Annotated in this window: 31 protein-coding genes, 1 other RNA gene and 1 riboswitch; of the genes, 7 read left to right on the forward strand and 25 right to left on the reverse strand. The window is 62.0% G+C overall.

From position 1 onward, the window contains the following. Positions 1–8: 8 nt before the first annotated feature. From lfgF to lfgB, 5 genes are read right to left on the reverse strand one after another with little or no spacing between them, the layout of a single operon-like run. On the reverse strand, positions 9–743 hold the full coding sequence (gene lfgF / locus AB7E19_RS09740; RefSeq protein ID WP_041214015.1) for a lateral flagellar basal-body rod protein LfgF: 735 nt from the start codon (positions 741–743) through the stop codon (positions 9–11). A gap of 10 nt (positions 744–753) precedes the next feature. Continuing rightward, positions 754–1,947 (reverse strand): lateral flagellar hook protein FlgEL, encoded by a 1,194-nt coding sequence (gene flgEL / locus AB7E19_RS09745; protein WP_041211817.1) that lies wholly within the window; start codon positions 1,945–1,947, stop codon positions 754–756. A 17-nt stretch (positions 1,948–1,964) separates the two neighbouring features. Beyond that, a complete protein-coding gene (locus AB7E19_RS09750) occupies positions 1,965–2,648 on the reverse strand; it encodes a flagellar hook assembly protein FlgD (RefSeq protein WP_319894525.1) in 684 nt (227 codons plus the stop codon). Further along, positions 2,649–3,074, reverse strand: coding sequence for a lateral flagellar basal body rod protein FlgCL (gene flgCL, locus AB7E19_RS09755; RefSeq protein ID WP_041211819.1), 426 nt, complete (start codon positions 3,072–3,074; stop codon positions 2,649–2,651). It lies immediately after the preceding gene. 2 nt (positions 3,075–3,076) lie between these two features. Then, positions 3,077–3,466: a lateral flagellar basal body rod protein LfgB gene (gene lfgB, locus AB7E19_RS09760; RefSeq protein ID WP_322131485.1), complete on the reverse strand. Its 390-nt coding sequence runs from the start codon at positions 3,464–3,466 to the stop codon at positions 3,077–3,079. A 61-nt stretch (positions 3,467–3,527) separates the two neighbouring features. On the opposite strand from lfgB, the gene lfgA reads away from it, so the two are divergent. The 3 genes from lfgA (at position 3,528) to flgN (ending at position 5,111) form a co-directional block, all read left to right on the forward strand. Further along, complete coding sequence (gene lfgA, locus AB7E19_RS09765; RefSeq protein WP_322131486.1) at positions 3,528–4,319, forward strand: lateral flagellar basal body P-ring formation protein LfgA; 792 nt, start codon at positions 3,528–3,530, stop codon at positions 4,317–4,319. 79 nt (positions 4,320–4,398) lie between these two features. Then, positions 4,399–4,671 carry a flagellar biosynthesis anti-sigma factor FlgM gene (gene flgM, locus AB7E19_RS09770; protein WP_322131487.1) on the forward strand — a complete coding sequence of 91 codons (273 nt, stop codon included), beginning with the start codon at positions 4,399–4,401 and terminating at the stop codon, positions 4,669–4,671. After that, positions 4,668–5,111, forward strand: a complete 444-nt coding sequence (gene flgN, locus AB7E19_RS09775) for a flagellar protein FlgN (RefSeq protein WP_042015073.1) — start codon at positions 4,668–4,670, stop codon at positions 5,109–5,111. Before flgM ends, flgN begins: the two co-directional genes overlap by 4 nt. Positions 5,112–5,115: 4 nt before the next feature. Here flgN and lfiJ read toward each other — a convergent pair whose 3' ends face one another. From lfiJ to rsmI, 16 genes are all read right to left on the reverse strand, one after another. Beyond that, positions 5,116–5,532 carry a lateral flagellar protein LfiJ gene (gene lfiJ / locus AB7E19_RS09780; RefSeq protein WP_041211824.1) on the reverse strand — a complete coding sequence of 139 codons (417 nt, stop codon included), beginning with the start codon at positions 5,530–5,532 and terminating at the stop codon, positions 5,116–5,118. 9 nt (positions 5,533–5,541) lie between these two features. Further along, complete coding sequence (lfiI, locus tag AB7E19_RS09785) at positions 5,542–6,873, reverse strand: lateral flagellar FliI-like assembly ATPase LfiI (RefSeq protein WP_041214019.1); 1,332 nt, start codon at positions 6,871–6,873, stop codon at positions 5,542–5,544. Continuing rightward, the gene (gene lfiH / locus AB7E19_RS09790; RefSeq protein WP_041211826.1) at positions 6,866–7,558 is read right to left on the reverse strand and encodes a lateral flagellar assembly protein FliH; all 693 of its coding nucleotides are present in this window, start codon (positions 7,556–7,558) and stop codon (positions 6,866–6,868) included. The genes lfiI and lfiH overlap by 8 nt, the downstream gene beginning before the upstream one ends. A 12-nt stretch (positions 7,559–7,570) precedes the next feature. Further along, positions 7,571–8,599, reverse strand: coding sequence for a lateral flagellar motor switch protein FliGL (fliGL, locus tag AB7E19_RS09795; RefSeq protein ID WP_041211827.1), 1,029 nt, complete (start codon positions 8,597–8,599; stop codon positions 7,571–7,573). Next, on the reverse strand, positions 8,586–10,331 hold the full coding sequence (gene fliFL / locus AB7E19_RS09800; RefSeq protein WP_371175428.1) for a lateral flagellar M-ring protein FliFL: 1,746 nt from the start codon (positions 10,329–10,331) through the stop codon (positions 8,586–8,588). The genes fliGL and fliFL overlap by 14 nt, the downstream gene beginning before the upstream one ends. Positions 10,332–10,348: 17 nt before the next feature. Next, entirely contained in the window at positions 10,349–10,675 is a 327-nt protein-coding gene (gene lfiE / locus AB7E19_RS09805) for a lateral flagellar hook-basal body complex protein LfiE (RefSeq protein WP_128271445.1), read from the reverse strand. Between the two features lie 11 nt (positions 10,676–10,686). Beyond that, positions 10,687–11,949 (reverse strand): lateral flagellar response regulator transcription factor LafK, encoded by a 1,263-nt coding sequence (lafK, locus tag AB7E19_RS09810; protein ID WP_286700740.1) that lies wholly within the window; start codon positions 11,947–11,949, stop codon positions 10,687–10,689. A gap of 251 nt (positions 11,950–12,200) precedes the next feature. Continuing rightward, a riboswitch (cyclic di-GMP riboswitch) is annotated at positions 12,201–12,288 on the reverse strand. A 193-nt stretch (positions 12,289–12,481) separates the two neighbouring features. Further along, complete coding sequence (gene lfhA / locus AB7E19_RS09815) at positions 12,482–14,557, reverse strand: lateral flagellar biosynthesis protein LfhA (RefSeq protein ID WP_041211829.1); 2,076 nt, start codon at positions 14,555–14,557, stop codon at positions 12,482–12,484. Positions 14,558–14,560: 3 nt separating this feature from the next. Continuing rightward, on the reverse strand, positions 14,561–15,697 hold the full coding sequence (gene flhB, locus AB7E19_RS09820; RefSeq protein ID WP_041214022.1) for a flagellar biosynthesis protein FlhB: 1,137 nt from the start codon (positions 15,695–15,697) through the stop codon (positions 14,561–14,563). Continuing rightward, positions 15,694–16,476: a lateral flagellar biosynthetic protein LfiR gene (lfiR, locus tag AB7E19_RS09825; RefSeq protein WP_104452187.1), complete on the reverse strand. Its 783-nt coding sequence runs from the start codon at positions 16,474–16,476 to the stop codon at positions 15,694–15,696. Before lfiR ends, flhB begins: the two co-directional genes overlap by 4 nt. Continuing rightward, complete coding sequence (gene fliQ, locus AB7E19_RS09830) at positions 16,473–16,742, reverse strand: flagellar biosynthesis protein FliQ (RefSeq protein WP_041211832.1); 270 nt, start codon at positions 16,740–16,742, stop codon at positions 16,473–16,475. Before fliQ ends, lfiR begins: the two co-directional genes overlap by 4 nt. Position 16,743: 1 nt before the next feature. After that, a complete protein-coding gene (fliP, locus tag AB7E19_RS09835; RefSeq protein ID WP_041211833.1) occupies positions 16,744–17,478 on the reverse strand; it encodes a flagellar type III secretion system pore protein FliP in 735 nt (244 codons plus the stop codon). Next, complete coding sequence (gene lfiN / locus AB7E19_RS09840; RefSeq protein ID WP_041211834.1) at positions 17,478–17,855, reverse strand: lateral flagellar motor switch protein LfiN; 378 nt, start codon at positions 17,853–17,855, stop codon at positions 17,478–17,480. The genes fliP and lfiN overlap by 1 nt, the downstream gene beginning before the upstream one ends. A 7-nt stretch (positions 17,856–17,862) precedes the next feature. After that, the gene (lfiM, locus tag AB7E19_RS09845) at positions 17,863–18,738 is read right to left on the reverse strand and encodes a lateral flagellar motor switch protein LfiM (RefSeq protein WP_319921791.1); all 876 of its coding nucleotides are present in this window, start codon (positions 18,736–18,738) and stop codon (positions 17,863–17,865) included. A gap of 219 nt (positions 18,739–18,957) precedes the next feature. Further along, positions 18,958–19,344, reverse strand: an RNA gene (gene rnpB / locus AB7E19_RS09850) — RNase P RNA component class A. A 62-nt stretch (positions 19,345–19,406) separates the two neighbouring features. After that, positions 19,407–20,240, reverse strand: a complete 834-nt coding sequence (gene rsmI, locus AB7E19_RS09855) for a 16S rRNA (cytidine(1402)-2'-O)-methyltransferase (protein ID WP_201888087.1) — start codon at positions 20,238–20,240, stop codon at positions 19,407–19,409. Positions 20,241–20,439: 199 nt separating this feature from the next. On the opposite strand from rsmI, the gene AB7E19_RS09860 reads away from it, so the two are divergent. From AB7E19_RS09860 to dolP, 4 genes are read left to right on the forward strand one after another with little or no spacing between them, the layout of a single operon-like run. Next, positions 20,440–22,230 carry a penicillin-binding protein activator gene (locus tag AB7E19_RS09860; RefSeq protein WP_319921790.1) on the forward strand — a complete coding sequence of 597 codons (1,791 nt, stop codon included), beginning with the start codon at positions 20,440–20,442 and terminating at the stop codon, positions 22,228–22,230. Next, positions 22,148–22,543, forward strand: a complete 396-nt coding sequence (locus AB7E19_RS09865; protein WP_049637187.1) for a YraN family protein — start codon at positions 22,148–22,150, stop codon at positions 22,541–22,543. Before AB7E19_RS09860 ends, AB7E19_RS09865 begins: the two co-directional genes overlap by 83 nt. Positions 22,544–22,552: 9 nt before the next feature. Then, positions 22,553–23,143, forward strand: a complete 591-nt coding sequence (locus tag AB7E19_RS09870) for a D-sedoheptulose-7-phosphate isomerase (RefSeq protein ID WP_010675848.1) — start codon at positions 22,553–22,555, stop codon at positions 23,141–23,143. Positions 23,144–23,147: 4 nt separating this feature from the next. Then, positions 23,148–23,726 carry a division/outer membrane stress-associated lipid-binding lipoprotein gene (gene dolP, locus AB7E19_RS09875; RefSeq protein WP_010675849.1) on the forward strand — a complete coding sequence of 193 codons (579 nt, stop codon included), beginning with the start codon at positions 23,148–23,150 and terminating at the stop codon, positions 23,724–23,726. A 43-nt stretch (positions 23,727–23,769) separates the two neighbouring features. Here the strand turns inward: dolP and AB7E19_RS09880 are convergent, their stop codons facing one another. The 4 genes from AB7E19_RS09880 to AB7E19_RS09895 all read right to left on the reverse strand — a co-directional run bounded on the left by AB7E19_RS09880 (position 23,770) and on the right by AB7E19_RS09895 (position 26,863). Continuing rightward, positions 23,770–24,201 carry a ClpXP protease specificity-enhancing factor gene (locus AB7E19_RS09880; protein WP_029314842.1) on the reverse strand — a complete coding sequence of 144 codons (432 nt, stop codon included), beginning with the start codon at positions 24,199–24,201 and terminating at the stop codon, positions 23,770–23,772. Next, the gene (sspA, locus tag AB7E19_RS09885) at positions 24,198–24,827 is read right to left on the reverse strand and encodes a stringent starvation protein SspA (RefSeq protein WP_039040485.1); all 630 of its coding nucleotides are present in this window, start codon (positions 24,825–24,827) and stop codon (positions 24,198–24,200) included. The genes AB7E19_RS09880 and sspA overlap by 4 nt, the downstream gene beginning before the upstream one ends. Before the next feature lie 87 nt (positions 24,828–24,914). Next, positions 24,915–25,649 (reverse strand): cytochrome c1, encoded by a 735-nt coding sequence (locus AB7E19_RS09890; RefSeq protein WP_039040484.1) that lies wholly within the window; start codon positions 25,647–25,649, stop codon positions 24,915–24,917. Next, positions 25,646–26,863: a cytochrome b gene (locus AB7E19_RS09895; RefSeq protein WP_010675853.1), complete on the reverse strand. Its 1,218-nt coding sequence runs from the start codon at positions 26,861–26,863 to the stop codon at positions 25,646–25,648. Before AB7E19_RS09895 ends, AB7E19_RS09890 begins: the two co-directional genes overlap by 4 nt. Positions 26,864–26,865 lie beyond the last annotated feature (2 nt).

A 26,865-nucleotide genomic window follows, 5' to 3' on the forward strand; every position in this document is an offset into this window, starting at 1 on the left:
GCCGACCGTCAGCCCTGGCCAGAGATCAGCCTGGCACCCTGCCTGGCCTGCTCGTCCGCCGTCTTCATCAACTTGACCTGCAACTCGAAATTGCGGGTCAGGGACATGCTGCCGATCAGCTCGTCCACCGCGTTCACGTTGGCCCCCTCGAGGAAACCGGACGCCAGCACCACCTGCTCGCTGATCTCCGCATCCCCGCCCTGGCGCTGGCGAAACAGGCCGTCAGCCCCCTTGACCAGCTCGGCCGGATCCGGGTTCACCAGCTTGAGCCGGCCCACGTCCAGACGGGCACCGCCCCCCGGCGGGGTGATGCTGAGGGAGCCATCCTTGCCAAAGCTCAGATCCCGATAGGCGGGCAGCACCATCTCGCCGCCATCCCCGAGCACGGGACGGCCGTTGAGGGTCAGCAACCCCTCCCCGTCCACCTCCAGGTTGCCGGCACGGGTGTAGGCCTCCTTGCCGTCTGCTGTCTGCACGGTGAGAAAACCGTCGCCGCGGATCGCCACGTCCAGCTTGCGGCCGGTCTGCATCAGGGCACCCGCCCGAAAGTCGGTTCCCGCCTGCTCTTCCCTGGCCATGACCCGGCTCTGGTAGCCATCGCCGGTCAGGGCATAGGCGGACGCCCGCTCGAAGTCGGCACGAAAACCTGCGGTATTCACGTTGGCCAGGTTGTTGGCCCGGATCTGCTGGGCCATGAGGGTGTGTTGCGCCCCCGACATGGCGGTATAGATAAGCTTTTCCACGGATCACGCCTTAGAAGGAGTTGAACAGGACCTGGGTCATCTTGTCCGCCGAGCTGATGGTCTTGGCGTTGGCCTGGTAGTTGCGCTGGGAGGTCATCAGGCTGACCAGTTCCCCGGTCAAGTCGACGTTGGATGCCTCGTAGGCTCCCGCCGTCAGGCCGCCCAGGGTCCCGCTGCCCGGTGCCCCCAGCACGGGCTGGCCCGAGCTGAACGACTGCTGCCAGGTGGTGTTGTTGGCTTGCAGCAGGCCCTGGGGATTGGCGAAGTTCGCCATCACCACCTGACCCTGGAGCAGGCTCTGGCCGTTGGTGAAGGTGGCGTAGACGCCACCGTCCGCATCCACCCTGACCCCGGTCAGATCCCCGGCGGTATAGCCGTTGGACTGGTTGCGCGTTGCGTTGAAATCGGAGGCGTACTGGCTGACCCGGGCCAGATCGGCGGTGAGGGTGATGGGCTCGGCACCGGCGGGGGCCAGGTTCAGCACGGGGGCCGTGGTCGGCGACTTCAGGGTGCCGTTGGTGTTGAACTCCATGGTCACCGGCGCACCGGTCTGGGTCCCGTTGAAGGCATAGTTGACCTGCCAGGTGTTCTCGCCGGTCTTCACGAAATACTGGGTGACGGTGTGCTCGACCCCGAGAGAGTCATACACCTTGCTGGACTGGGAGTAGCTGAAGCTGTCCGCCTTGGCGGGATCGAAGGGGTGCAGCCCCTGGTCGATGACGCTGGCGTCCGCCTTGAGGTTCGCCACGAACTCCAGGGTGTCGGACGGCTTGGCCGCCAGGCTGCCCGCCTTGACCTGAATGTCACCCACCACGCCGGATTGCAGCTCACCCGCATCATTGGTCACATAACCCTGCAGACGGTTGCCGCTGGCGGTGATCAGGTAGTTGCTGGCATCACGCTGGAACAGGCCGGCCCGGGTATAGGAGGTCTGACCGTTGTCATCCTTGAGCACGAAGAAGCCGTTGCCGGAGATGGCCAGATCCAGGCCCCGCCCGGTACGGGTCACATCCCCGTTGCGATCGAAGTTCTGGGAGACGTTGCTCATCTCCACGCCGCCGGCCTGGCCGCCACCGTAGATGGCGGCAAACTCGGCACGGCTGGACTTGAAACCGGCGGTGCTGGCGTTGGCCACGTTGTTGCTGATGACGCTCAATTCCTGGTTGACGGCGCGCAGGCCACTCAGTCCGATATTAAAAGACATGTTTCGCTCCTATCTGGTTACGCCGACTTGCCAAACTGGACGGCGCTGAACAGGGGAACCTCCCCCACGCCTGCCACTTGCAGCATGATCTCGCCCGTGCCCGGCAAGCTGACGCGCTCCACCTGGCTGGCTACATAATTGCGGGTGGTGGTGGCGACTCCCCCCAGGGAAGCCTTCACCTCGAAGCTGTATTCGCCAACGGGCAGTACCGGCAATTCGTAATCCAGCGCCCCCGCCTTGCTCTCGCCCCAGTTCTTGGTGGCGACCAGGGTGCCGTGCTTGTCATAGACCTTGAGCTCGACCGTGTCGGCCGCGCCGCCCAGCTCCACCTGACCGCGGATCGCTTTCTCCTGCTCCTGGCCAAGGGTCTGGCTCGGCACCATCACTTCCTTGTCGATGAGATCCGTGCTCTGGAGCACCTGCTGGGTGTCCATCATGTTGATGGACTTCTGCTGCAGCACTTTCAGGCTCTCGACCCCTTCCACCATGCTGAACTGGGCTAGCTGGGTAACGTACTGGGCACCATCCAGGGGGTTGGTGGGATCCTGGTTCTGGATCTGGGCCACCATCATCTGCAGGAATTCGTTGCGAAGCTGGACCCCCTGCCCCTCGGAAGTACCGTTGGCGGCGATCTCAGGGGTGGCGGCGCGCTGGCTGGCGCTGCGGGCGGTATCCAGGCTGCTGACTTGAGGCAGGCTCATTTACACCCCCTGACCAAGACGCAGCAGCCCTTGCTGCATGCTGTTGATGCGGTTGATCACCTCGACCGAGGTCTCGAATCCCCGGGAGGCGCTCATCATGTCCGCCATCTCTTCCACCGCGTTGACGTTGGAGTAGTAAACGAAGCCATCCCCGTCGGCCAGGGGATTGGTCGGCTCCAGACGTTTCTCCACTTGGCGGTCAGACTGGACGATACCGGCGATCTGCACCTGGGCGGCCCCCAGCCCCTCGGCCTCCTGCACCCGCTGATAGAGGGTGGAGAAGACGGGCTTGATGGCGCGGAAGGCGGCCTCTTCGCTGCCGGCGGCGCTGTCGACGTTGGCGAGGTTGGAAGCCACTGTGTCAAGGCGGACGGTCTGCGCCCGCATGGCGCTGCCGGCGATGTCATAGATGCGATTGAACGACATGATTAACGGCCCTCGATCGCCTTGGCGATCCCGGTGATTTTCATATTCAGGAAGGTGAGACTGGTCTGGAAGTCGGTGGCATTGCTGGCAAACTTGCTCTGCTCCACGCTGAGCTCTGCGGTGTTGCCATCCATGGAGACCTGATAGGGTATGCGGTAGAGGGGATGTTGCATGTCATTGCCGATGGTGCCCTCGCTGATGGTGCTGCCCGGCTCTCCTGCCTCCACCTGCCGGGCGACCCGGCCGAGGATGGCCTTGTAATCCACATCCCGTGCCAGATAGCCCGGGGTATCCACATTGGCCAAGTTCCCTGCCAGAATACGAGCCCTGTCTGCCCGCACATCGAGGGCATAGGGGTGTACGCCAAGCGCACTGTCAAATGAGATACTCATGCTTCATCCTTCTTGTGAACCAGTCAGACCGGTGCATCCTTTATCAAGACTCATGCCAATCATGAAAAACCGTTGTTTCCGCTGGTCAGGCCATCACCCCTGGCTGACAAGAGTGACAAAAGGGGAAGCATTGTTTCCCATAGGGAAGCGAGCAGGTCTCCTTGCCCTGCTGCTCCTGGCACTCCCCTCGTGGGCGGCCACTTCGTCGCTGTCGCAGCAGTTGACCGACGGTCTGAGGGCGGATGCCGAAACGGCACTGGGGGAGTATCAGCGCCAGCAAGGCTGGCCAGAGACCCGGGCCGACTATCAGGTCTGGCTCTCCCCCGCCGTGGCCCACCTGCCGGCATGTCGTCAGGCGGTTCGCTTCCAGGCTGGCGGGCAGTATCGCCAGCCCTGGGGGCGGCGCCCCTATCTGGTGGAATGTACCGAGCCCGCCTGGCAGTTGCGGGCCCGGGTGGAGGTCACCCTGATGTTGCCGGTCTGGGCGGCTGCACGGGACATCCCCAAGGGACATGTCATCGCCCCGGAGGATCTGCTGGAGAAATCCCTCGATGCCAGCCGGTTGCAGCGGGGCTTCACCCACAGCTCGCAGCCCCTGGCAGGCAGCAAGAGCCTTCGCCATCTGAGGATGGGGCAACTGGTCGGTGAACTCGATCTGCAACAGGCCTGGGCCGTCCGGGCAGGGGAAGGGGTGCTGATCCGGGCCGGGCAACCGGGCTTTTCCGCCACGACCCGTGGAACGGCCTTGTCAAATGGTGCCATCGGTGAAGGGGTGAGGGTCAGGAATCTCGGCTCCGGCAAAGAGATCCAGGCTTGGGTGGTTGACAAGGGGGAAGTCGAAACCCGCTTTTAGCGCAGAAATGGCGAGTTTGATTCAAGTTCGGCCACCTCAGGGTCGCCTGTCACAAGAGAGACCACCAGGAATTCACGTTATGAAAATCACACGCACCGACCCTGTCTACGTTCAACCCCAGTCTCAGCGCAAGGCGGGAGCCACACCGGCACCCCAGCCCCAGGCCAACCAGGGAGAAGCCAGGATCAGCGCCACCGCCCAGACCATCAATCAGGCGAGGGTCGAGCTGGCCTCCACCTCTGATGTGGACATGGAGAAGGTCAACCAGATCCGCCAGGCCATCAGCGAGGGTCGGCTCGAACTGGACATGGATGCCCTGAGCCAGGCCATTCTGGACATGCATCGCCGATGAGTCTGCCTCCCAAACAACGGATCCAGCAGTTGATCATCGGCATCCGGCAGGATTGTGGCCGCTACGCCGACCTGCTGCAGTTGCTGCTCAATCAGTACCGTCTGCTGGCAAGCCACGACGTGGCCGGGCTGACGGAACACAACCGGCAACAGACCCGGCTCATGGGCGAGATCCAGCACCAGGTCAGGCTGCGCTGCGAACATCTCCAGGCACTGGGGCTCAAACCTGACGAACGGGGCATGGCCATCCTCATCGGCAAGCTCCCCTCCCCGCTGCGCCAGCAAGTGGACGAGCAGTGGCAGCGGCTGGAGCAGTTGCTGCTACAGTGCCGCCGCCAGAACGAGCAGAACGGCCGCCTGCTGGCAGGCCAGATAGAGACCATCCACACCCTGCTGGGCCAGGAGTCATCCTATGGCAGGCAGGAGCACTTCCCCGACTGACCCTTTACGTTCCCTGCCGGGCACGATGACCCAGTGCGGCGAGTTCGTCGAGCTGCCGCTGCTCACCTGACTCCTGACGCTGACGGGCCGCCAGGGCCCGCTTGTCCAGCAACAGCTCCAGCCCCTTGACCCGACCGAACTGCCTGACGAGCTGCCCCTCGTGATGAGCCAGATCCTGGCTGGCGAGCGCACACTGCTGCAACTGGTGGGTCAGCAGGTGGCGAAGCTGCCCCTGCATCTGCTGCTTGTTCTGCCACAGCAGGGGATGAAAGCTCGACGAGCCCGGGTGCATCGTCTCGATGACCTCCTGCAGCCTGAGGGCTCGGTGCTCCTCCTTCATCGCCACCTCGCGCAGACGCTGCCGCTCCTTGCCCATGGCCTCCAGGGCATCCTGCTGCAGACCGAGATAGGATTTCAGCACGCCGCCTCCTTACGCCCTGCCGAGCACATGCTTGAGACCGCCCAGCACCTGGGTGATGGGCGTCTCTTCCTGAATGCCCTGCTGCAGGAAGCTGGCGATGGCAGGATAGCGCTGGACCGCCTCGTCCATCTGGGGATCCGCCCCGGGCTGATAACCCCCCAGGGGCAGCAACTCACGCACCTGCTGGTAACGGCCCCAGAGCTGGCGCAGATTCACCGCCAGCCCCTGCCATTCGGGAGAGACCACCTGAGGCATCACCCGGCTCACCGAGGCACCGATGTCGATGGCGGGATAGTGCCCCTCCTCCGCCAGGCGGCGGGTCAGCACGATGTGACCATCGAGAATGGCCCTGGCGGAATCCACCACGGGATCCTGCTGGTCATCCCCTTCCGCCAGCACGGTATAGAAGGCGCTCAGGCTGCCCTCGGGGTGCGTGCCGTTGCCCGCCCGCTCCACCAGCTGGGTGAGCAGGCTGAACACCGAGGGCGGATAGCCGCGGGTCGCAGGGGGTTCGCCGATGGCCAGCGCGATTTCCCGCTGGGCCTGGGCGTAGCGGGTCAGGGAGTCCATCAGCAGCAACACATCCTGACCCTGTTCGCGGAAATATTCGGCGATGCGGTGGCACAGCTGGGCGGCGCGCAGCCGCATCAGGGGGGATTGATCCGCCGGTGCCGCGATCACCACGGCGCGGGCAAGCCCCTCGCTGCCCAGGCTGTGTTCGATGAACTCCCGCACCTCCCGGCCACGCTCGCCGATGAGCCCCACCACCACGATGCGGGCGCTGGTATTGCGGGTCATCATGCCGAGCAGCATGCTCTTGCCCACACCGGAACCGGCAAACAGTCCCAGACGCTGACCCTTGCCCACCGTCAGCAGGCCATTGATTGCCCGGATGCCCACGTCGAGCGGCTCGCGCACCGGGGTGCGCAACAGGGGATTGGGAGGGGAGGAAAACAGGGGAACCCGTTCCCCTTCCTCTTTCAGGGGACGGCCGTCCAGCGGTTGCAGCAGGCCATCCACGACCCGGCCAAGCAGATGCTCGCCGACCCGGATGGTCTCCTCTCCGTCGACGGGCAGCACCCGGGCGCCGGCATAGAGACCGCTCATGGGCTGGAGCGGCATCAGGTAGGAAATGTCCCGGTTGAAGCCGACCACTTCCGCCAGCAGGGCGGCGCCGGTGGCGGTCTCCACCTCGCAGCGCTGCCCCATGATGAGCTGGCACCCCACGACTTCCAGAGTCAGGCCGGTCACGCGCACCAACCTGCCATAACGACGATAGCCGGGCACCTCCTCCAGGCTATCGAGGGCACAGGTCAGCGCCTGTTGCAGCGCATCATGCATCCGAAGAGAGTTCCAGGGTCTGGTTGAGTTGTTCTATGCAGCGGCCGAGGCGCTCCCCCGTGTTGATCTCGACCACCGCGGCCCGTGTCTCGATGCGGGCGTCCCCCACGGCCAGTGCCGGGTCCACCTGCAACGGCCACTTCTCGCAGCGGGTCACCCCCTGCTCGGCCAGGCGCTGCCGATCTCCTTCGTTGAGGTAGATCACCAGCTCTTCCGACTCGCTCGGCAGACTGGCCATGGCCTGCTCCACCTGCTGGAGCACCTGCTGGGGATTGAGGGTGAACTCGGCCTGGATCACGCGCTTGGCCACCTGGGCCACCAGCTGGGCGACCAGGGCCTTCTGTTCCAGCATCCGGGCCCGGGTCAGGGATTCCCACTGCTGCTGCAACGTTGCAAAGGGCACCATGGCCTCATCGAAGGCTGCACGTCCCTCGGCCAGCCCCTGGGCCAGACCGCGCACCTGTCCCTGTTGCAGCCCCTTGGCCTCCCCCTCGAACAGGCCACTGGCCAGCCCCTGCTGGTAACCGGCCTGATACCCTTCCGCCTGTCCCTGCTCCAGCCCCTGCTGGTAGCCGTATTCGAACTCTTCCTGCTGGCTTCTGGCCTCTTCCCCGCTCTGGCCCAGCGCCGGGAAGCGGTAGAGACGGGTGGCACCTGCCGCCAGTTTGCGCACATGCTGACTCATGCCTGTCTCCTGTTAACTGACGGTGGGCTCTTCGAACAGCTGGAACTCGATCTCGCCCTGCTCCACCAGCTCGCGCACCAGCTTCATGGCCTCTTCCCGGGCCTGCTCCACCTTGCGCAGGGAGACGCTGCCCTGATCCTGGATCTGGGCCTCCAGTGCCTGTGCCATCCGTTTGGGCATGGCGCCAAGCACCACCTTGCGGAAACCGGCATCGGTGTTCTTCAGGGCCAGGGCCAGCAGATCCGCCGGCAGCTCCTGCACCAGACGTTGCAGGGTATCGTCGCTCTGGCGACGCAGGGCCATGAAGTCGAACATGTTCTTCTCGATTTCGAGGGCCAGCTCACCATCGTGCTCCCGCAGCAGGGTGAGCATCTGCTCCTTGTTCCCCTGATAGCGATTGAGGATATCGGCCACCTGGCGCACCCCGTTGACCTTGGCGCCGGACTGATCGGCCACATAGGCGAGGCAGCGATCCAGGGTGAGCCGCAGCTCACCCAGCACGTGTTCGCTGACCGAGCTGAGGCTCGCGACCCGCACCAGCAGATCGTCGTGCACCGACCCCGGCAGGGCATCGAGCACGGCAGAGGCGGTCTGGGGTGGCAGGAAGGCGAGCAAGACAGCCTGCATCTGGGGATGCTCATTGCGGAAGAAGCGGGCCAGCACATCCGCCGGCACCCATTGCAGACGCTGGATGTCCTGGCTCATCGCATCGCCATAGAGGCTGTCGAGCAGGCTGCGGGAAAGCCGCTGGCCCAGCGCCAGATCCAGGGTCTGTTCCAGATATTCCCGGGAGGCGCTGCCGATGCCGCTCTGCTCGCGATACTGGTTGAAGAACTGCTGCAACGTCCACTTGGCTTCTATCGAACTCACGCCGGAGAGGCTGGCCATCTTGGAGATGAGGCGCTGCACTTCGTCGCGGGACAACTTCTGCATCACCTTGGCCGCCGCCTCGGTGCCCATGCTCAGCAGCAGGATCGCGGCTTTTTCCAGATTGTCGATGTCGATGTCGACCGCGTTCTGATTCAGATTAACGTTGCTCATTGCCACTCACCCATTGTCTGACCACTTCCGCCACCCGGGCCGTGTCCTTGTCTACCAGCAGTTGCAGGTGCTTGAGCTGGACTTCCAGCTCGGAACCCGGTTCGGGCAGCGCCTCCAGATCCAGGGAGGAGAACTGGGGCTCGAGCCGGAACTCGGACTGAGACTGGGACAGGCTCTTGCCCGTCGCAGACTCTTCCAGTTCCCCATCCCCTTCCCGGCGCATGGAGAGGCCCATGGTTGGCTCCTGCTCCTCGTCCGGCTCCTGTGCGGCATCAGTGTCGGGATATTGCTGGGTACGCACCAGGTGCTTCACCAGAGGACGGATGCCGAAGAACACCAGGGTCAGCCCCAGCAAACCACCCACCAGGTAACGCAGGGAGTCTTGCCAGTAAGGGGTTTCCAGCCAGCTCGACGCTGGCGGCTCCACCGGCACCGCACCGGTGAAATCGAAGACCTGCAGGCTGATCTGGTCGCCACGGGAGCCGTCAAAGCCCACCGAACGCTCCACCATCTGGCGGATCTGCTCGAGCTGTTCCGGGCTCCACCCCTCCTTGGGAGCGCTCTGCTGATTGAGCAGGATGGAGACATTCATTTTCTCCAGTCGTCCCTGCTGATAGCGGGTATGCACTATGGTGCGGCTGCTTTCATACTGCCTGCTGACTTCCTGCCGCTCGGTGCGGGTATCGTTCTTGGCAGGCTCCTGGGCAGCATTCCCCTCGGTGGCGGCCTGATCGGTCTTGGGAGCGGTTTCGGGCGGTCGATTGGAGAGCGCACCGGGGATACCGAGGGCCAGGGCATCAATGGTCTTGTCCGATTTGTTGGACTCCCTGGTCACCACGGCATTGGGATCGAGCTGTTGCTGGGTCTCTTCCACCGCATTGAAATTGACGTCCGCGGCGATCTGCACCCGGAAGTTGCCCGTGCCCAGCATGGGGGAGAGCATGTCGCTGGCACGCTGGCGAATGTACTGCTCCAGCTTGCGCACATATTCCATCTGCTGGACGCTCTGCTTGCCGAAACCGGCCTTGTCGCCGAGCTCGGCACTCAGCAGCTGGCCGCTTTGATCCACCACGGTGACGGCCCCGGGCTTCATGCCGGAGATACTGCCCGCCACCAGGTTGGCAATCGCCTCGACCTGGCCCGGCTCCATGGTCTGGCCCGGTTGCAGATCCAGCATCACGGACGCGCTGGGTTTTTCCTCGTCGCGCCCCACGAACAGGGTCCGCTTCGGAATGGCCAGATGTACCCGGGCACTGCGCACTGCATCCAGGGAGATGATGGTTCTGGCCAGCTCCCCTTCCAGGGCATGGCGGTAGCGCGCCCCTTCCATGAACTCGCTGGTGCCAAGGCCGGTGACATTGTCGAGCCCCTCCAGGCCGGACGGCATGGCCGCCCTCACGCCCCGCGCGGCCAGCGCCATGCGGATGTGGGCCAACTGGCTTTCAGGTACCAGGATCTGGCCGGAGCTTTTCTCCAGCCGGAAGGGTACCTGCTCCTTCTCCAGCATCTCCATGATGTTGGCGGTGTCGTAAAGCTCCTGCTTGCCGTAGAGGGGCACGTAATTCTTGCTGGAGGTCCAGAGGATGACCACTATGGTGGCGGCAACCACGGCGGCCAGCAGCGCGATGGTCAGAATGGATTTGTTGTCGCGAGACAGGGTACGCCAGTTGCGCACCCCGTCCTGCACCCGGGCCAGCAGGGAGCCCGACGCCCCCGGTGCGGAGGATACCAGTTCAGTCATGATCAACCTCAGAGCGGCATGCGCATGATGTCATCAAAGCCCGTCATCAGTTTGTTGCGCACCTGCATCAGGGCGGAAAAACTGAGACCGGCCTTCTGGCTGGCCACCATGGCCCCCACCAGATCGTCGCTCTGACCCGCATCGACGGCGGTCATCAATCGGGAGGCGATGTTCTGCTGCTCGTTGACGCGGCCGACGACGTCGCGCATGGCGTCGCTGAACGAGACGCCTGACGCCTCGTTCGGTTCGATGGAAGGGGCTTGACTGGCGACTCGCTGCATTTCCTGCATCTGCTGCAGGAGCGTCACCTGTGATGACATGATCTCAATCTTCACTCGGTTATCCCTTAGTTTTGTATCTGCTGCTCGACATCGATGCCCTGCTCGCGCATGGCAGCCAGCTTGTATCTAAGTGCCCGGGTCGTCATTCCGAGGGCTTCGGCCGTGCGTGTCCGGTGACCACGGAAACGGCGCAACGTCTCAAGGACGAATTGAAATTCAGCATGCCGCTTGGTCTCGCTGAGCCCCTCGGGGGCCGCAAGCGCCTGCGGTTGCGGGGTGTCGGCTTCGGCGGCGTAATGGGGCAACATCAGATCGACGGCCTGAATATGCAAGCCGCGAGCCATAATTAGCGCTCGCTGAATCACGTTGTCCAGTTCACGCACATTGCCAGGCCAGTCATAGGAGAGCAGTTGCTGACGGGCACTCTCGCCGAGGCGATACCCCTGCTGTGCGGCGTAGCGTTCGATGAAGTATTCCGCCAGAGGCAGGATGTCATCCCGTCTCTCCCGCAGTGCCGGCCAGCTCATGGGAAGCACGTCGAGCCGGTAGAAAAGGTCCTCGCGAAACGCGCCCTGCAGCACCAGCTCCCTCAGGTCCCGGTTGCTGGCGGCGATGATCCGCACATCCAGCGCGATCACCTGATGACTGCCGAGGCGTTCCACCTCTTTCTCCTGCAACACCCGCAGCAACTTGGCCTGCAGCGCCAGCGGCAGTTCGGAGATCTCGTCGAGTAGCAGAGTACCGCCCTGGGCCAGCTCGAATTTTCCCTGCTGGTTGGCGGTTGCCCCGGTGAAGGCCCCCTTGCTGTGTCCGAACAGGATGGATTCGAGCATGGCTTCCGGGATGGCCGCACAGTTGATGGCCACGAAAGGCTTGCCGGCCCGGCTGGACATCTCGTGGATGTAGCGAGCCAGTCGCTCCTTGCCTGTCCCGGATTCGCCACCGATGAGGATGGTGGCCGATGTCTTGGCTGCCCGCCGGGCAAGCTGCAACACCTGCAGGCTCTGGGGAGACGTGGCGATCAGATTGGGAATGGCCTGGCGCAGGCGCAGGGCCCCTCTCACCACATCGAGGATCTGGCGCTGGCTGAAGGGCTTGATGATGTAGTCGATGGCGCCGGCCCGCATGGCTTCCGCCGCCAGGTAGGCCTGATGCTCGTTGACCAGAATGACGCAGTCGGTCCCTGCCAGCGTCTGCACCATGGCGGGCCCGGCCTCGGTCATGACCGCCATGTCGAGCAGAATGAGATCGACCGCATTGTTCGAGAGAAATTGCTTGGCCAGCGACACGGAATCGACACAGGAAACACGATAACCGGCACTGAGCAATATACGATCAACATCGTTTCCATTTGATAACGAAGCGGAAACTAATAATAAATGAGCATGCGTTTCAATACCGGTCGGTATTGAATTTTCCTTGCTAGATAAATCAGAAAACATATATCCCGAACCTGTGATTGCACATGAATCAATCAACAGAACTGATGCGTGAAAAATAAAGACACACAAATAGAGACCGCACCCGTTATTGAGTGAATGGTCTGTATCGGTATAAAAACAAGGCGGGAAATCATGGCCTTGGTAACCCCGCTATCATTAGCATCAATGCTGTTAGACCGGAGGCTTTGCGTCCTGACTTTTCAGTTCAGTTTGCCTTTATCATGCGACGACCCGTATTTGGATGGCATGGCTACGTTGTCCCTGAAGCCATGTGATACATCCGACTATTTCTATTTTTTCTTTGCTGTCAGTATGTATCGCGTCAAAAGTCGTCACATGATAGCGGCTTTATATGACAATTCAAGCAGATATGCGGAATAGGCGCTTCCTGTCCCTGTGACGCCAAGGCAATTCCACTTCAGCCCAGAGTCCCGATGACTTCGACTCGCAAATCTTCCGGTATCTCGTTATAGGAGAGCACCTTGAGGCCTTTCGAGAAGGAACGGGCATAACGGGCTATCAGCGGTCTGAGCTGGGGCATCACCACCAGCACGGGCGCATATCCCTGTTGCTGCAGTTGCTCCTTCACCAGCGGCATGTTCTGCTGCAACTGCGCCAGCAACTGGGGATCCACCGGGAAGCTGTCCAGCTGGATCTTGCCCTGCTGCTGTGACTGGCTCATGGCCGTCAGCAGGGTCTGCTCCAGCCGGTCATCCAGGGTGAAGGCCGCCAGCACGTCGCGGGACCCTATCGCCTGTCTGACGATCTGGCGCTTCAGTGCGCAGCGCACATCGGACGCCAACAGGACGGGATCCTTGGTCAGCTCGCTCGCATCCAGCAAGGTGGTGGCGATGGTGCGGATGTCGGTGAGGCTGATCTGCTCCTTGAGCAACTGGCGGAAGACCCGCAGCTGCTGCATCTGGGTCAGGGCCAGATTGAGCTCTTCCGCAAGACGGGGAGACTGGGTCGCCAGATGCTGACCCAGCTTGCCCACCTCGTCATGACCAAACAGGCCGTCGAGCTGCTCCCTGAGCAGCTTGCTGGCGTGAGTCGCGATGACGGTGGCGGAATCCACCACCGAGTAGCCCAGATTGAGGGCCTTGGCCTTGTTGTCCGGCGAAATCCAGACCGCACTCATGCCATAGGCAGGATCCTGTGTCAGCTCGCCATCCAGGGCGCCATAGGTCTCACCGCTGCTGATGGCCATCAACCGCTGGCAATCCACATTGCCCGAGGCCAAAGGGATGCCGGAGAGCTTGATGCGGTACTGGTCCGGCTGCAATTGCAGGTTGTCCCTCACCCGGATCTCGGGCAGCAGGAAGCCGTACTGCTCGGAGAGTGTCTTGCGAATACCGCGCACCCGGGCCAGCAGCTCGGCCCCCTTGTCCGCCTCCGCCAGTGGTACCAGGCGATAACCCAGTTCGATGGCGACCGCATCCACCGGGGGCAGATCCTGCCACTCCAGTCCCTGGGGCTCCGGCTGCACCATCTGGCGCGTCAGCGCCTCGGCCGCATCCAGCGCGGGATCCTGCACCCGGCGCTTGCTGACGCTCCAGCCGGTCCAGGCCAGCACGGCCGCAAAGCTGAGGAAGGCCAGCATGGGCATGCCGGGAACCAGCCCCAGGATCAGCATGACGGTCGCCGCCGTGTAGATCACCCGAGGAGAGGCCAGGATCTGCTGGCCAACCTGATCCGACATCTCCCCTTCGTCACTCACGCGGGTGACGATGATGGCTGCCGCCGTGGACATCAGCAGGGAGGGGATCTGGGCGACCAGACCGTCACCTATGGTGAGCAGGGCATAGATGCGGAAGGCATCGGAAACCGGCAGCGAGTGCTGGAAGATGCCGATGGCCAGGCCCCCTACCAGGTTGATGATGAGCACCAGCAGACCGGCGATGGCATCACCACGCACGAACTTGGAGGCCCCGTCCATGGCCCCGTAGAAGTCCGCTTCCCTGGCGATCTCCTCCCGTCTTGCCCGGGCCTGGTGCTGATCCAGGGTCCCCGCATTGAGGTCGGCGTCGATGGCCATCTGCTTGCCCGGCATGGCGTCCAGGGTGAAGCGGGCGGACACTTCCGAGATCCGCTCGCCCCCCTTGGTGATCACCACGAAGTTGATGATCATCAGAATGACGAAGACCACCAGACCCACCACGTAGTTGCCACCGATGACCACTTCGCCGAAGGCCTGGATCACCTTGCCGGCCGCTTCGTTGCCCTCATGGCCGTGCAGCAGCACCACCCGGGTGGAGGCGACGTTGAGGGAGAGGCGCATCAGGGTGGCCACCAGCAGCACGGTCGGGAAGACGGAGAAGTCGAGGGGCCGGCGGGCCGAGACGGAGACCAGCAGCACCAGCACCGCCAGCACGATGTTGAAGGTGAACAGGGCATCCAGCAGCCAGCCTGGCAGAGGCAGTATCATCATCGCCAGGATGGCCAGCAGCATCATGGGGATGGCTGTATAGGATTGGGTAAAGACACGCCAGTTCACAACTTACCTCTCAGGTTGACGTAATTCGGGCGGTACGTGCAGGGGGGCAAGGGGATTGGGTTTCCTGCCCTTGCCAGCCTCATAGGCCCGTAGCTGCAATACATGGTTCAATACATAGGCGACCGCGGTGTACAGACCCGCCGGCACTTCCTGATCCACCCGGGTGGAGTAGTAGATGGCCCGGGTCAGCTCGGGCAGGCTCATCACCCGCTTGTCATGGGCTTTGGCCACCTCGCGGATCCGCTCCGCCATGCCGTCCACCCCTTTGGCAATCACATAGGGGGCGTTGGCCCGCTCGGGATCGTACTTGATGGCCACCGCATAATGGGTCGGGTTCACTATGATGACATCGGCCTGGGGCACACGCTGTTCGATGCGGGCCCTGGCCAGCATCCCCTGCACCTGGCGGATCCTCGCCTTGATTTCCGGACGCCCCTCGCTGTTCTTGTGCTCGTCCTTGACCTCCTGCTTGGTCATCTTCAACTGCTTGTTCAAGGACCAGCGCTGGTAGGGCACATCCAGCACCGCGATGAGCATCTGCACACTGCCTAGCAAGATGAATGCCTGGGAGAGGATCCGCAGCGCCTGTTCCATGGCCGCCTGGGGCGGCATACGGTTCATCATCATCAGGGTGGGCCACTGGTGCTGGAGCATCATGGCCAGGGTGCCGCCGATCAGCAGCACCTTGAGCAGGGATTTCAGGAGTTCCATCAGACTGTGGGTGGAGAACATCCGCTTGAGCCCCTTGAGCGGGTTGAGCTTCTCCCCGCTTGGCATCAGCTTCTTCCAGACCAGCACCATGCCGCCAGGCACGCTACTGAGCAGCACCAGCAGCAGGGCCAGCACGCCAAACAGAGGCAGCAGCACCCACAGCATCCCGATCAGGGCGTCCGCGGTCCACTGGATCATCATCTGGGGATCCCGTGCCCCCTGCCAGTTGAAACGCTGGGGCTGCTTCATCAGCTCGGCAAAGAAGAGCCCGAAACTCGGCACCATCCACTGCATGACCAGACCGCCGACGAGCAGCAGGCCGGCCGAGCTCAACTCCCTGGAGCGTGCAATCTGGCCCTCTTCCCGCGCCTTGCGCCGTTTCTGGGAGGAGGCCTCTTCGGTTTTGTCCTGGGCGCTGTGCTGGCTCATGTCGGCGTCAATGCCCTGAGCTGGGTCAGCACGTAACCGACCAGATCCAGATAGCGGGCCGGGACGCCGCTGATGGAGATGGCCATGGTGAGCAGCCCCAGCAGCAACGTCATGGGGAAGCCCAGAGAGAAGATGTTCAGGGAAGGGGCCGTACGATTGAGCACCCCGAAGGTGAGGTTCACCATCAGCATGGCCACCACGGCAGGCAGGGTCAGGATGAGGGCAGCTCCGATGCTCCAGCCAAACAGGCCGATGACCCCCTTCAGATCGAGGACGTAGAGCGAGGTTCCCGGCGGCCAGGTGCGCAGGCTCTGCACCAGGACATCCAAAGTCACCAGATGGCCGTTCAGACCGAGGAACAACAGGGAGCAGAAGACCAGCATGATCTGGCTGACGATGGGCGCCGTGTCTCCGTTGGAAGGATCGTTCATCACCGCCATCCCCAACCCCATCTGCATGGAGAGGATCTGCCCCGCCATGGTCATCACCATGAACAGCATCTGTATGCAGAGCCCGAACAGCAGACCGAACAGCAACTGCTCCAGGGTCAGCACCATCATGCCGGCACTGAGGGGATCCAGCGCCGGCATGCCTTTCATCATGGGGGCGATCAGCAGACTGATGACGAAGGCCAGCAGGATGCGAACCTGTGCAGGCACCCGGCCGTCACCGAATACCGGCATCACCCAGAAGGCGGCCGCGATGCGAATGAAGGGCCACCACCACTGTCCCAGCCAGGCGGTCAGCTCGGCCGCACTGAACGACAGCAGGGAGTTCATCCGATAAGCCCGGGGATCTTCTGGAACAGGTCGGCGAACAGGGTGGTGATCTGCGACAGCAGCCAGTTTCCCGTGAAGATGAGGGTCAGCAGGGTCACGATGAAACGGGGCAGGAAGCTCAGTGTCTGTTCCTGGATCTGGGTCGCCGCCTGGAAGATGCTGACCACCAGCCCGACGATGAGACCGGGCACGATCAGCACCGAGACCATGATGACCACCAGGTTCACGGCCCCGCCCACCAGGGCCACACTCTGCTCGGGGGTCACGTCAGCCTCCCCCGCCGAAACTGGCCGCCAGGGTACCGACCGTCATGGACCAGCCATCCACCAGCACGAAGACCATCAACTTGAATGGCAGCGAGATGATGAGAGGGGAGAGCATCATCATCCCCATGGCCATCAACACGCTGGCGACCACCAGATCGATGACCAGAAAGGGGATGAACAGCATGAAACCTATCTGGAAGGCGGTGTTCAGCTCGCTCAGCACGAAGGCCGGCAACAGCACGCCGAACGGCACCTCGCTCTTGGCGAGGGTGGTCGGCTCTCCGGAGATGCGCAGCATCTGCTCGAGATCCGGCTCCCGGGTCTGGGCCAGCATGAATTGGCGCAGCGGTTTTTCGGCGCGGGCCAGCCCCTCCGTCAACGTGATTTCGTTCTGGTCGTATGGCACGAAGGCGTTCTGGTACATCTCGGTCCAGACCGGCCTCATGATCACCAGGGTCAGGATCAGGCTGATGCCGATCAGCACCCGGTTGGGTGGGCTTTGCTGCAATCCCAGGGCCTGACGCAGGATGGCCAGCACTATGATGATCCGGGTAAAACTGGTCATCATCAGCAGCAGGGTCGGCAGCAGACCCAGCAGGGTCATGAAGAAGAGGATCTGCAGCTTGACGCTGTAGTCCTCTCCCCCAGCTTCGCTCGGCGATACCGAGAACAGCGTCATGTCCGCGCCCCAGCTCGGCAACGCCAGCAGGAGCAGGGCAACCAGCAGGTAACGCATCAGTCGTTCATGCCGCCCAGCAATTTGGTGTCTACGACGTCCACCAGCCGCAGCCCGTATTTGCCGTTGACCACCACCACCTCGCCCCTGGCCAGCAGGCGCCCGTTGACGCGGACATCCAGCGGCTCGCCCGCCAGCTTGTCCAGCTCGATGACGGCCCCCTCTTCCACCTTCATCAGCTCGCCCAGCGCCACCTCGGTGCTGGCCACTTCCAGCGTCACCTTGACCGGAATGTGGTGAAAGAAGGAGAGATCCCGCTGCTTGGTACTGCTGGTCGGCGCCATGTAGTCGGCCGCACTCGGCATGCTGATGTCGTCCCCAAACAGCTGATCCAGGCCATCCAGATCCAGCGGGTCATTCATGTTGTGCTCGTTCACGATTCGACTACTCCTCTACCACTGTTGCGACCTGGTACACCAGGCTGCCTTTATGTTCGGCAATGCGTCCATTGAAACAGGGGCGCTGGCCGATCAGGGCCGGCACCACCTCGGGTAAATCCAGCGAGAGCACGTCTCCCACCTTGAGGCATTCGAGATCCGCCAGCGTCATGGACATCTGCCCCATGACTACCCGCAGCCGCACCGGCACCTGGATCAGCGCCTCTTCCAGTTGCGCCACCTGCACACGCTGACCTTCAGCGATACCGGGCGCCTCTTCGGGGGGCGCCAGCCAGAACTGCCAATCGTGCTGGCTGCCACCGGCCAGCATACTGGCCTGCGCCTTCCAGAGCGGGCCTGCGGGCAGGGCCTCCCGGGAGATCAGATTCAGCTGCCAGGAGAGGTCTCCCTGCCCCTGACAGGTCGACCAGATTTCCACCTGATACTGGCACAGCCGTAGCAGCAGTCGCTGTTCGGTGTCGGTCAATCCCCTGCCATGGGGTGCCGTGGCCCCCTTGTGTTGCAGAGTGCCGCCGAAAAACAGCACGGCAAGCCGATAGATGACCGCAGGAGAGATGGAGAAAAAGGCGACACGCTGGGCATCCAGAGGAGTACGGGCTTCGACCCAGACCTGATGATTATCCTCCTCTTGCGGCAACGCAGAAGAAAAGTCCTGGTAACCCAGATCGCAATCCGCCGCATTGAACAACTGGGCCATGCAGCCCGACGCCTGCTGGGAAAAGATGCTCAGTTGGGTGTTGAGTTGCCTGAGACGGGCCTGATTGGCCCTCTCGACCCCCAGCAAGTCATATTGAGGCAGGGCTCTGCCCCGCTCGGCACAGATCAACCGGGAAGGGGTGTGCATTACGCCGCTTGATGACATTACAAATCCACCTTTGCCATTTTCATCTCGTCCTGCTGCATGGAGACATGCCGGCTCCATGATCGATACCGATAGCCCAGACGACACAGAGCGACCGAAAGGGGCGAGAACTTTATTACAAAACCCCAAAAGGCGCCACGCGACCGCGTGACCAGCCGAAAATAAAAATCCCGGCACCAAAAGGTGCCGGGATTTCGAGGTAATCACTTACCAGAAAGAGGTCGGAGTCGGCCTGTAAGCCGGGTTCTGTACCGGGTTGCCCCGGGTAGCAATCATTCCTCTAGGCCAGCAATCGCTCGCTGGCTCAAGCAACCTACCCGCCCCCAACGCGGGCCGCGCCAATAGGGGCCTATTTGGTCTTGCTTCGGGTGGAGTTTACCGTGCCACGAACTGTTGCCAGTCGCGCGGTGCGCTCTTACCGCACCCTTTCACCCTTACCTGATCCCTTGCGGGCCATCGGCGGTCTGCTCTCTGTTGCACTGGTCGTAGGCTCGCGCCCCCCAGGCGTTACCTGGCACCCTGCCCTGTGAAGCCCGGACTTTCCTCCCCTCCGCCCGTCTGTCCCGAGGGACACAACGACGAAGCAGCGATTGCCCAGCCAACTCCGAGGCGCGGATTATAGCCTCGCGAGACAGACGGGGTAAACCGTCAATTCCGGTTTACGGCAATTAATAGTGCTCGAGACCGTATTTGTAGAGGGCGTTCTTCTTCACCCCGTGGATCTCGGCGGTGAGGGCCGCAGCCTTCTTGAGGGGCAGCTCGCCGACCAGCAGGCCCAGGGTGCGGATCGCCTCCGCAGGCAACTCGTCATCCACCTTGCTGGCACCGGCGACCACCAGCACTATCTCCCCGCGGCAACGGTTATCGTCCTCTCCGAGCCAGGCCAGCATCTCGGAGGCGGGCAGACCGTGGATGGACTCGAAGGTCTTGGTCAGCTCGCGGCACACCACCACCTGGCGCTCGCCAAGGATGCGAGCAATGGCTTCCACCGTCTCCTGCACCCGGCGCGGCGATTCGTAGAACACCAGAGAGCGGGTGTCTTCGATGACGGCTTGCAGGCGATCATCCCGCCCCTTGGCCTTGGCCGGCAGGAAACCCTCGAAGGCGAAGCGGTCGGTGGGCAGCCCGGCGGCGGACAGCGCCGTGATGGCAGCGCAGGGACCGGGCAGCGGCACCACCTTGACCCCGGCTTCGCGACAACGGGTGACCAGGTGATAACCGGGGTCGCTGATGAGCGGCGTCCCCGCATCGGAGACCAGGGCCACGCTCTTGCCCTCCTTGATGCGGGCGATCAGCACATCCGCTTTTTGCTGCTCGTTGTGATCGTGCAGGGCAAAGGTCGGTACCGAGATCTGGTAGTGGTTGAGCAGGATCCCGGTATGCCGGGTATCCTCGGCGGCCACCAGATCGACGCTGCGCAGCACGTCCAGTGCTCGCTGGGTGATGTCGGCCAGATTGCCGATCGGAGTGGGGACTATATACAGGGTTGGGATGTCACTCATGGGAGCTCCGAGTGTCCCGACAATTGTGTCGCCATATTGGCCCGTTTACACTATGGAGAATTTCAACACTGGTCGGGGAATGAACTTGAACCGGGTTATAAAGCAGCTAAGTGTATCACGACTCTTCGGCATCCTACTCGCGGCAGTCCTGCTCGCCGCCTGTGCGTCGGAGCCCAATCAATCTTCCGGACAACCCGGCATGCCGTCAGCCTTCTCGGATCTGACCAAGAATGCCCAGTGGTATCTGGAGCAGGTGGATCCCGCCAAACCGGCAGAGGCCTTCGTGTGGCAGATGATGGCGGCGCGCAGCTATCTGGCGCTCGGCCAGGCCAAACCGGCTGCCGCTCTGTATCAGCAGTTGCAGAAGCAGGCGAAGAGCCCGGTGCAGCAGGCGCAGTTGCAACTGCTGCAGGCACACCTGCTGCTCGCCCAGGGCAACGCCAACCAGGCGCTGATCCTGCTGGAAGGCAAGCCGGATGTGGTGCTGGATGCCGATACCCAGAAGGACTGGTACCGCCAGCGCGTGGTGCTGCAGCTCGACATCAACAACAAGTTTGGTGCGGCCAAGTCGCTGATCCTGCTGGAACCTTATCTGGCCAAGAATGAGCTGGCCACCAATCACCAGCAGATCTGGTCACTGCTGAAAAGCATGACCCCCTCCACCCTGCAGGCGCTCGAAGAGGAGCCAGCTCCCGATGTCACCACCGGCTGGCTGCGACTGGCGGCGCTGGTGAACGAGTTCGGGGCACAGCCGAGCCAGCTGGCCCGCCAGCTTGCCGGCTGGAAGCAGAGCTTCCCTAACCACCCTGCCCAGAGCGACATGCCGGCCGGCCTTGGGGATCTCGCTATCACGGACAACGGTTCGCTGCAGCAGATCGCCGTCTTCCTGCCGCTCTCCGGCAACCTGGAAGCCCAGGGGGCCGCCATCCGCAACGGCATGCTGATGTCCTACAAGGAAAATCAGAGCCAGTTCACCCTGAACTTCTACGATACCCAGGGCAAGGCGATGGGGGATCTCTACAAGCAGGCGATTCAGGAAGGGGCCAACATGATCATCGGCCCCCTGCTCAAGGATCAGGTGGAGGAGCTGCTCAAGTCGAATCCGACCGTGCCGGTGCTGGCGCTCAACGAGCTGGACAAGCCGATCGTCAACGACAACACCTTCTATTTCTCGCTCTCCGCCGCTGCCGATGCGAGCCAGGCGGCCCAGTACCTCTATGGTCAGGGCTATCGCAAGCCGCTGCTGATCGCGGCACAAGGCCGGATTGGCTACAGCAGTATCAAGGCGTTTGAGCAGGCCTGGGCCGGCGTCAGCCAGGAGAAGCCCGTGGTTGCCACCTTCGGGGCACGCAACGAAGTGCAGGGCATGGTCAAGAACGCTCTGAGCGGCCGTTCCACCGCACGAGCCGGGGAGATTGTCCAGCTGTCCGATGCCACGCCGCGCAGCATCGACGCCGTCTATGTGGTGGCCAACAGCCTGGAGACCCGGATGATCAAGCCCTATGTGGACATCTCGGTCAACCCCATGGGCAGCCTGCCCATCTACAGCAGCTCTCGGGGATACGACGGCGGGACGACCGAGGTGGCATCCGAGCTCAACGGCATGCATATCTCCGACATGCCACTGCTGCTGGGTGGCTTCGAGACGCAGCGTGAACAGATTGCCCTGCTCTGGCCCCAGACCCAGGGCGACCTGCTGCGCTTGTTCGCCCTCGGCTACGATGCCGTCAGCCTGGCAGGCAACCTGCCGCAAATGCGCAAGGTCAATGCCATGCAGCAACCCGGCATGAGTGGCCAGCTGAGCGTGGATCCCCAGGGCAACATAGTGCGCATGCTGGACTGGGCCACCTACCAGAATGGCAAGCTGGTCAGCGACAGCGCCGCCCCCCAGCTGGAGGATGCGACTCATGAAGAGGCTACTGACACAACTTCACCAGCAGTGGTTGAACCTGTTGCCGTCGGCAGCGACGAGCAAGGGACAACACTTTGAACAAATAGCGGAGCGCTGGTTGCAGGCCCGCGGCCTGCAACCCGTGACCCGCAACTACCGCTGTCGTGGCGGCGAGATCGATCTCATCATGCGCCAGGGGGAGACCCTGGTGTTCGTTGAAGTGAGATATCGTGCCCACGCCACCCATGGCGGTGCAGCCAGCTCGGTCACCCGGCGCAAGCAGCACAAGATCGTGCTGGCCGCGCGCCACTATTTCAAGCAACATGCCATCAATGAGGCCAACCAGGCCTGTCGATTCGATGTGATCGCGTTCGAGGGCGACCAGCCGGACTGGATCCAGAACGCGTTTTAAGAGGACCCCATGACTGATCCCATCAAAGAGAATTACACCGAAAGCATCCAGACCAAGATAGCTGCCGCCGAAGCACTGCCGGATGCCATCCATACGGCAGCCCAGATGCTGACCATCTGCCTGCTCAATGGCCACAAGGTGATGGCATGTGGCAATGGTCCCTCCTCGGCATTGGCACAGCTGTTCATTTCCGAACTGGTGAACTGCTATGAAACTCCTCGCCCCTCCCTGCCCGGTCTCGCCCTGACGCCCGACATGGCGACCATCAGCGCCATCGCCACGGATCACGGTTTCGAAGAGGTCTATGCCAAACAGATACGTGCTCTGGGACAACCAGGCGACATTCTGGTGGTCATCACCACGACAGGCAACAGCCGCAGCCTCATCAAGGCTGCGGAGGCCGCCCTCTCCCGCGACATGACCATCATTGTGCTCGGTGGCGGAGACGGGGGAGAGATCGCCGGTCTGCTGGGCCCCAATGACGTGGAGATCCGCGTTCCTTCCGCTCGCCGTCCTCGTATTCTGGAAGTGAACCTGTTGACCCTGCACTGTCTCTGTGATCTCATCGACCAGACACTTTTCCCGCAACAGGAAGACTGAAACCATGAAGAAGCCTATTCTCGCTCTTGCCCTGCTGACCGGCGTCCTGCTGCTGCAAGGCTGTGCTGCCGTGGTGGTCGGTGGCGCGGCTGGCACCGCCAAAGCGAGCGGCGATCGCCGCACCCTGGGTGCCCAGTGGGACGATCAGACCATAGAGCTGAAAGCCGCCAACCTGTTGGCCGACAACAAGCCCCTGAGCGCCGCCAGCAAGATCAGTGTCTACAGCAACAACGGCCGTGTGCTGCTGGTGGGTCAGACACCCTCTGACGCTTACAAACAGGAAGCGGGCAGAATCGTGAGCCGGATTGAAGGGGTTCGCCATGTCTACAACGAGCTGCGCCTTGGCAAACCAGTCAGTATCGGCGTGCGCAGCAATGACACCTGGATCACCTCCAAGGTGCGGGCCGACATGCTGGGCACCAAGAACTTCGATAGCGCCAAGGTGAAGGTTGTCACCGAGAATGGCGAGGTGTTCCTCATTGGGTTGGTCACCCGCCAGGAAGGGGATCAAGCCGTGGAAATCGCCCGCCACGTCAGCGGCGTTAAGCAGGTGATCAAAGCCTTCGAGTTTGCCCAGAATTGACCATCTGGCAGGATGAAAAAACGCAGCCTTCAGGCTGCGTTTTTTATTTGATGACTTTCAGAGTCGGGCGACCGCTCGGGCGCGGTGGTTCCGGCTCGGGGTCAACCGACGTGGGTGTCTGTGCCTGTTCCAGCCAGAGGTCATACCCGGGCTCAGGCGGGAACAGGGTCCCCACTCCGTTCTCCCTGGCATGGATGGCCAGTACGGCCGCCATGGGGATATAGACCTGCTGCGATACGCCACCGAAACGGGCGCTGAAGCTGACAGCGTCATTGTCCATGTGGAACTGGCCCACGGCCCGGGGGGCGATGTTCAGAACAATCTGGCCATCCTGCACGAACTGCATCGGTACCATCACATGGGGAATGTTGGCATTGACCACCAGATGGGGAGTCAGATCGTTATCCAGCAACCAGTCAAAAAACGCCCGCAGCAGATACGGGCGACTGGGTGTCATTGTCGGTTCCATGCTCATACGCCGGCACGGATCTCGCGCTCGGCCTCGGTCAGGGAAGCCTGGAAGGATTCACGCTCGAACAGGCGAACCATGTAAGCCTTCAGCTCTTTGGCGCCACGGCCGGTGAAATCGATGCCCAGGCTCGGTAGACGCCACAGCAACGGCGCCATGTAGCAGTCGACCAGACCGAACTCTTCGCTCATGAAATAGGGCATCTCGCCGAAGATGGGGGCGATGGCCAGCAGGTTGTCGCGCAACTCGGCACGGGCGGCTTCGGTATCGGTGCCCGCCATGATCTTGTCGGCCAGAGAGTACCAGTCCAGCTCGATGCGGTGCATCATCAGACGGCTGTTGCCGCGCGCGACCGGATAAACCGGCATCAGGGGCGGATGCGGGAAACGCTCGTCCAGATACTCCATGATGATGCGCGAGGTGTACAACGCCAGCTCGCGATCCACCAGAGTCGGTACAGTGTTGTACGGGTTCAGCTCGGCCAGCTCATCCGGCAGGTTGGCAGGATCAACCTGGCAGATATCCACGCTAACACCCTTCTCCGCCAGGACAATACGCACCTGATGGCTGAACATATCGTTGGCACCGGAAAACAGCGTCATTACCGAACGCTTATTGGCAGCTACAGCCATTGAACCCTCCCGTCATTAAAAAGCAGAAACGGCAATGAAGCATGTCTGTCTTCATTGCCGTGCGTCATATTACTCCGATCTGGTCGCTTAGTGAACGTCGCGCCAGAATTCCTTCTTCAACAGCACAGTGAAGATGAAGAAGATAGCGATGAATCCGAGTACCCAGAAGCCCATGCGTTCGCGCTCCTGCTGCACCGGCTCAGCCGAGTAGACCAAGAAGTTTACCAGATCCAGTACCGTCTGATCATATTCTTCGTTGTTCATTTCACCGTTGCCGTCAGATTTGATGCTGACGACTTGCTGCATCTCCACGCCATCCAGGGTGTGCGTCTCGAACTCGGCGCGGGGCGTCCCCTGCAACGGCTCCAGCACATGGGGCATACCCACGGACGGGAAGACGGCGTTGTTCACCCCGAATGGACGGGTTTCGTCCACGTAGAAGGAACGCAGATAGGTGTAGATCCAGTCTGCACCACGCACCCGGGCAACCAGGGTCAGGTCGGGGGGCGGCGCGCCGAACCAGCGAGCAGCATCCTTCTCGGACATGGCGCTCTTCATCAGGTCGCCGATCTTGGCGCCGGTGAAGACCAGGTTCTCCTTCATCAGATCGTCCGGAATGCCAATGTCGGCCGCCACCCGGTTATAACGCTGGTACTGGGTGGAGTGACAGCCGGCACAGTAGTTCATGAAGGTGGCGGCCCCCCGTTGCAGAGATGCCTTGTCACTCAGATCGTACTCCGCCTTGTCGAGGGGGAAGCCACCGCCAGAGGCCAACACCAGACCAGGCAGCAGGGCCAACACTGCAAAAATTATTCTTTTCATTTGAATGTCACCCTCTCCGGCAGCGGCTTGGTGTTCTCATTCTTGCTGTAGAAGAACAACAGGACGAAGAATCCGAAATAACCCAGAGTACAGAGTTGTGCAATCAGCGTCAGGGTCGGGGTTGATGGCAGCACGCCCAGCACCCCCAGGATAATGAAGCAGACCACGAACTGGGCGATGTTCAGCTTGTGCAGGGTGCTGCGGTAACGCACCGAGCGCACCTTGCAGCGATCCAGCCAAGGCAACAGGAACAGCACCACGATGGAGAGGCCCATCATGATGACCCCCAGCAGCTTGTCAGGCACCGCACGCAGGATGGCGTAGAAGGGGGTGAAGTACCAGACCGGAGCGATATGCGCCGGTGTCTTCAGGCCGTTGGCCACCTCAAAGTTCGGTTTCTCGAGGAAATAGCCCCACATGTCCGGCTTGAAGAAGATGATGGCACAGAAGAAGAACAGGAAACCGGCTACCCCGATCATGTCCTTCACGGTGAAGTAGGGGTGGAACGCGACCGCATCCAGTGGCCAGCCGTTCTCGTCCTTGTGCTTCTTGATGTCGATGCCATCGGGGTTGTTGGAGCCCACCTCGTGCAGCGCCAGGATATGCATGGCCACCAGCATCACCAGTACCAGCGGCAGAGCGATGACGTGCAGCGCAAAGAAGCGGTTCAGGGTCGCACCCGAGATGACATAGTCCCCCCGGATCCACAGGGTCAGATCGTCACCGATAACGGGGATGGCACCGAACAGCGAGATGATGACCTGGGCCCCCCAGAACGACATCTGCCCCCAGGGCAGCAGGTAACCCATGAAGGCCTCGGCCATCAGCACCAGGAAGATCAGCATGCCGAAGATCCAAAGCAGTTCCCGTGGCTTCTGGTAAGAGCCGTAGATCATGCCGCGGAACATGTGCAGGTAGACCACGATGAAGAAGGCGGATGCCCCGGTGGAGTGCATGTAGCGAAGCAGCCAGCCGTAATCCACATCCCGCATGATGTATTCCACGGAAGCGAAGGCACCTTCCGCCGAAGGGTTGTAGTTCATGGTCAGCCAGATGCCGGTGATGATCTGGTTGACCAGCACCAACATGGCAAGAGAGCCGAAGAAGTACCAGAAGTTCAGGTTCTTGGGCGCCGGATACTTGGCCATATGGTCGTTGTACATGGCCGTGAGCGGGAAACGATCATCGATCCAGCCCATGAGTTTGGCAAACATGG

Origin of the sequence: Aeromonas sp., from assembly GCF_050252055.1 — a bacterium.
Classification (GTDB): Bacteria; Pseudomonadota; Gammaproteobacteria; order Enterobacterales; family Aeromonadaceae; genus Aeromonas; species Aeromonas caviae.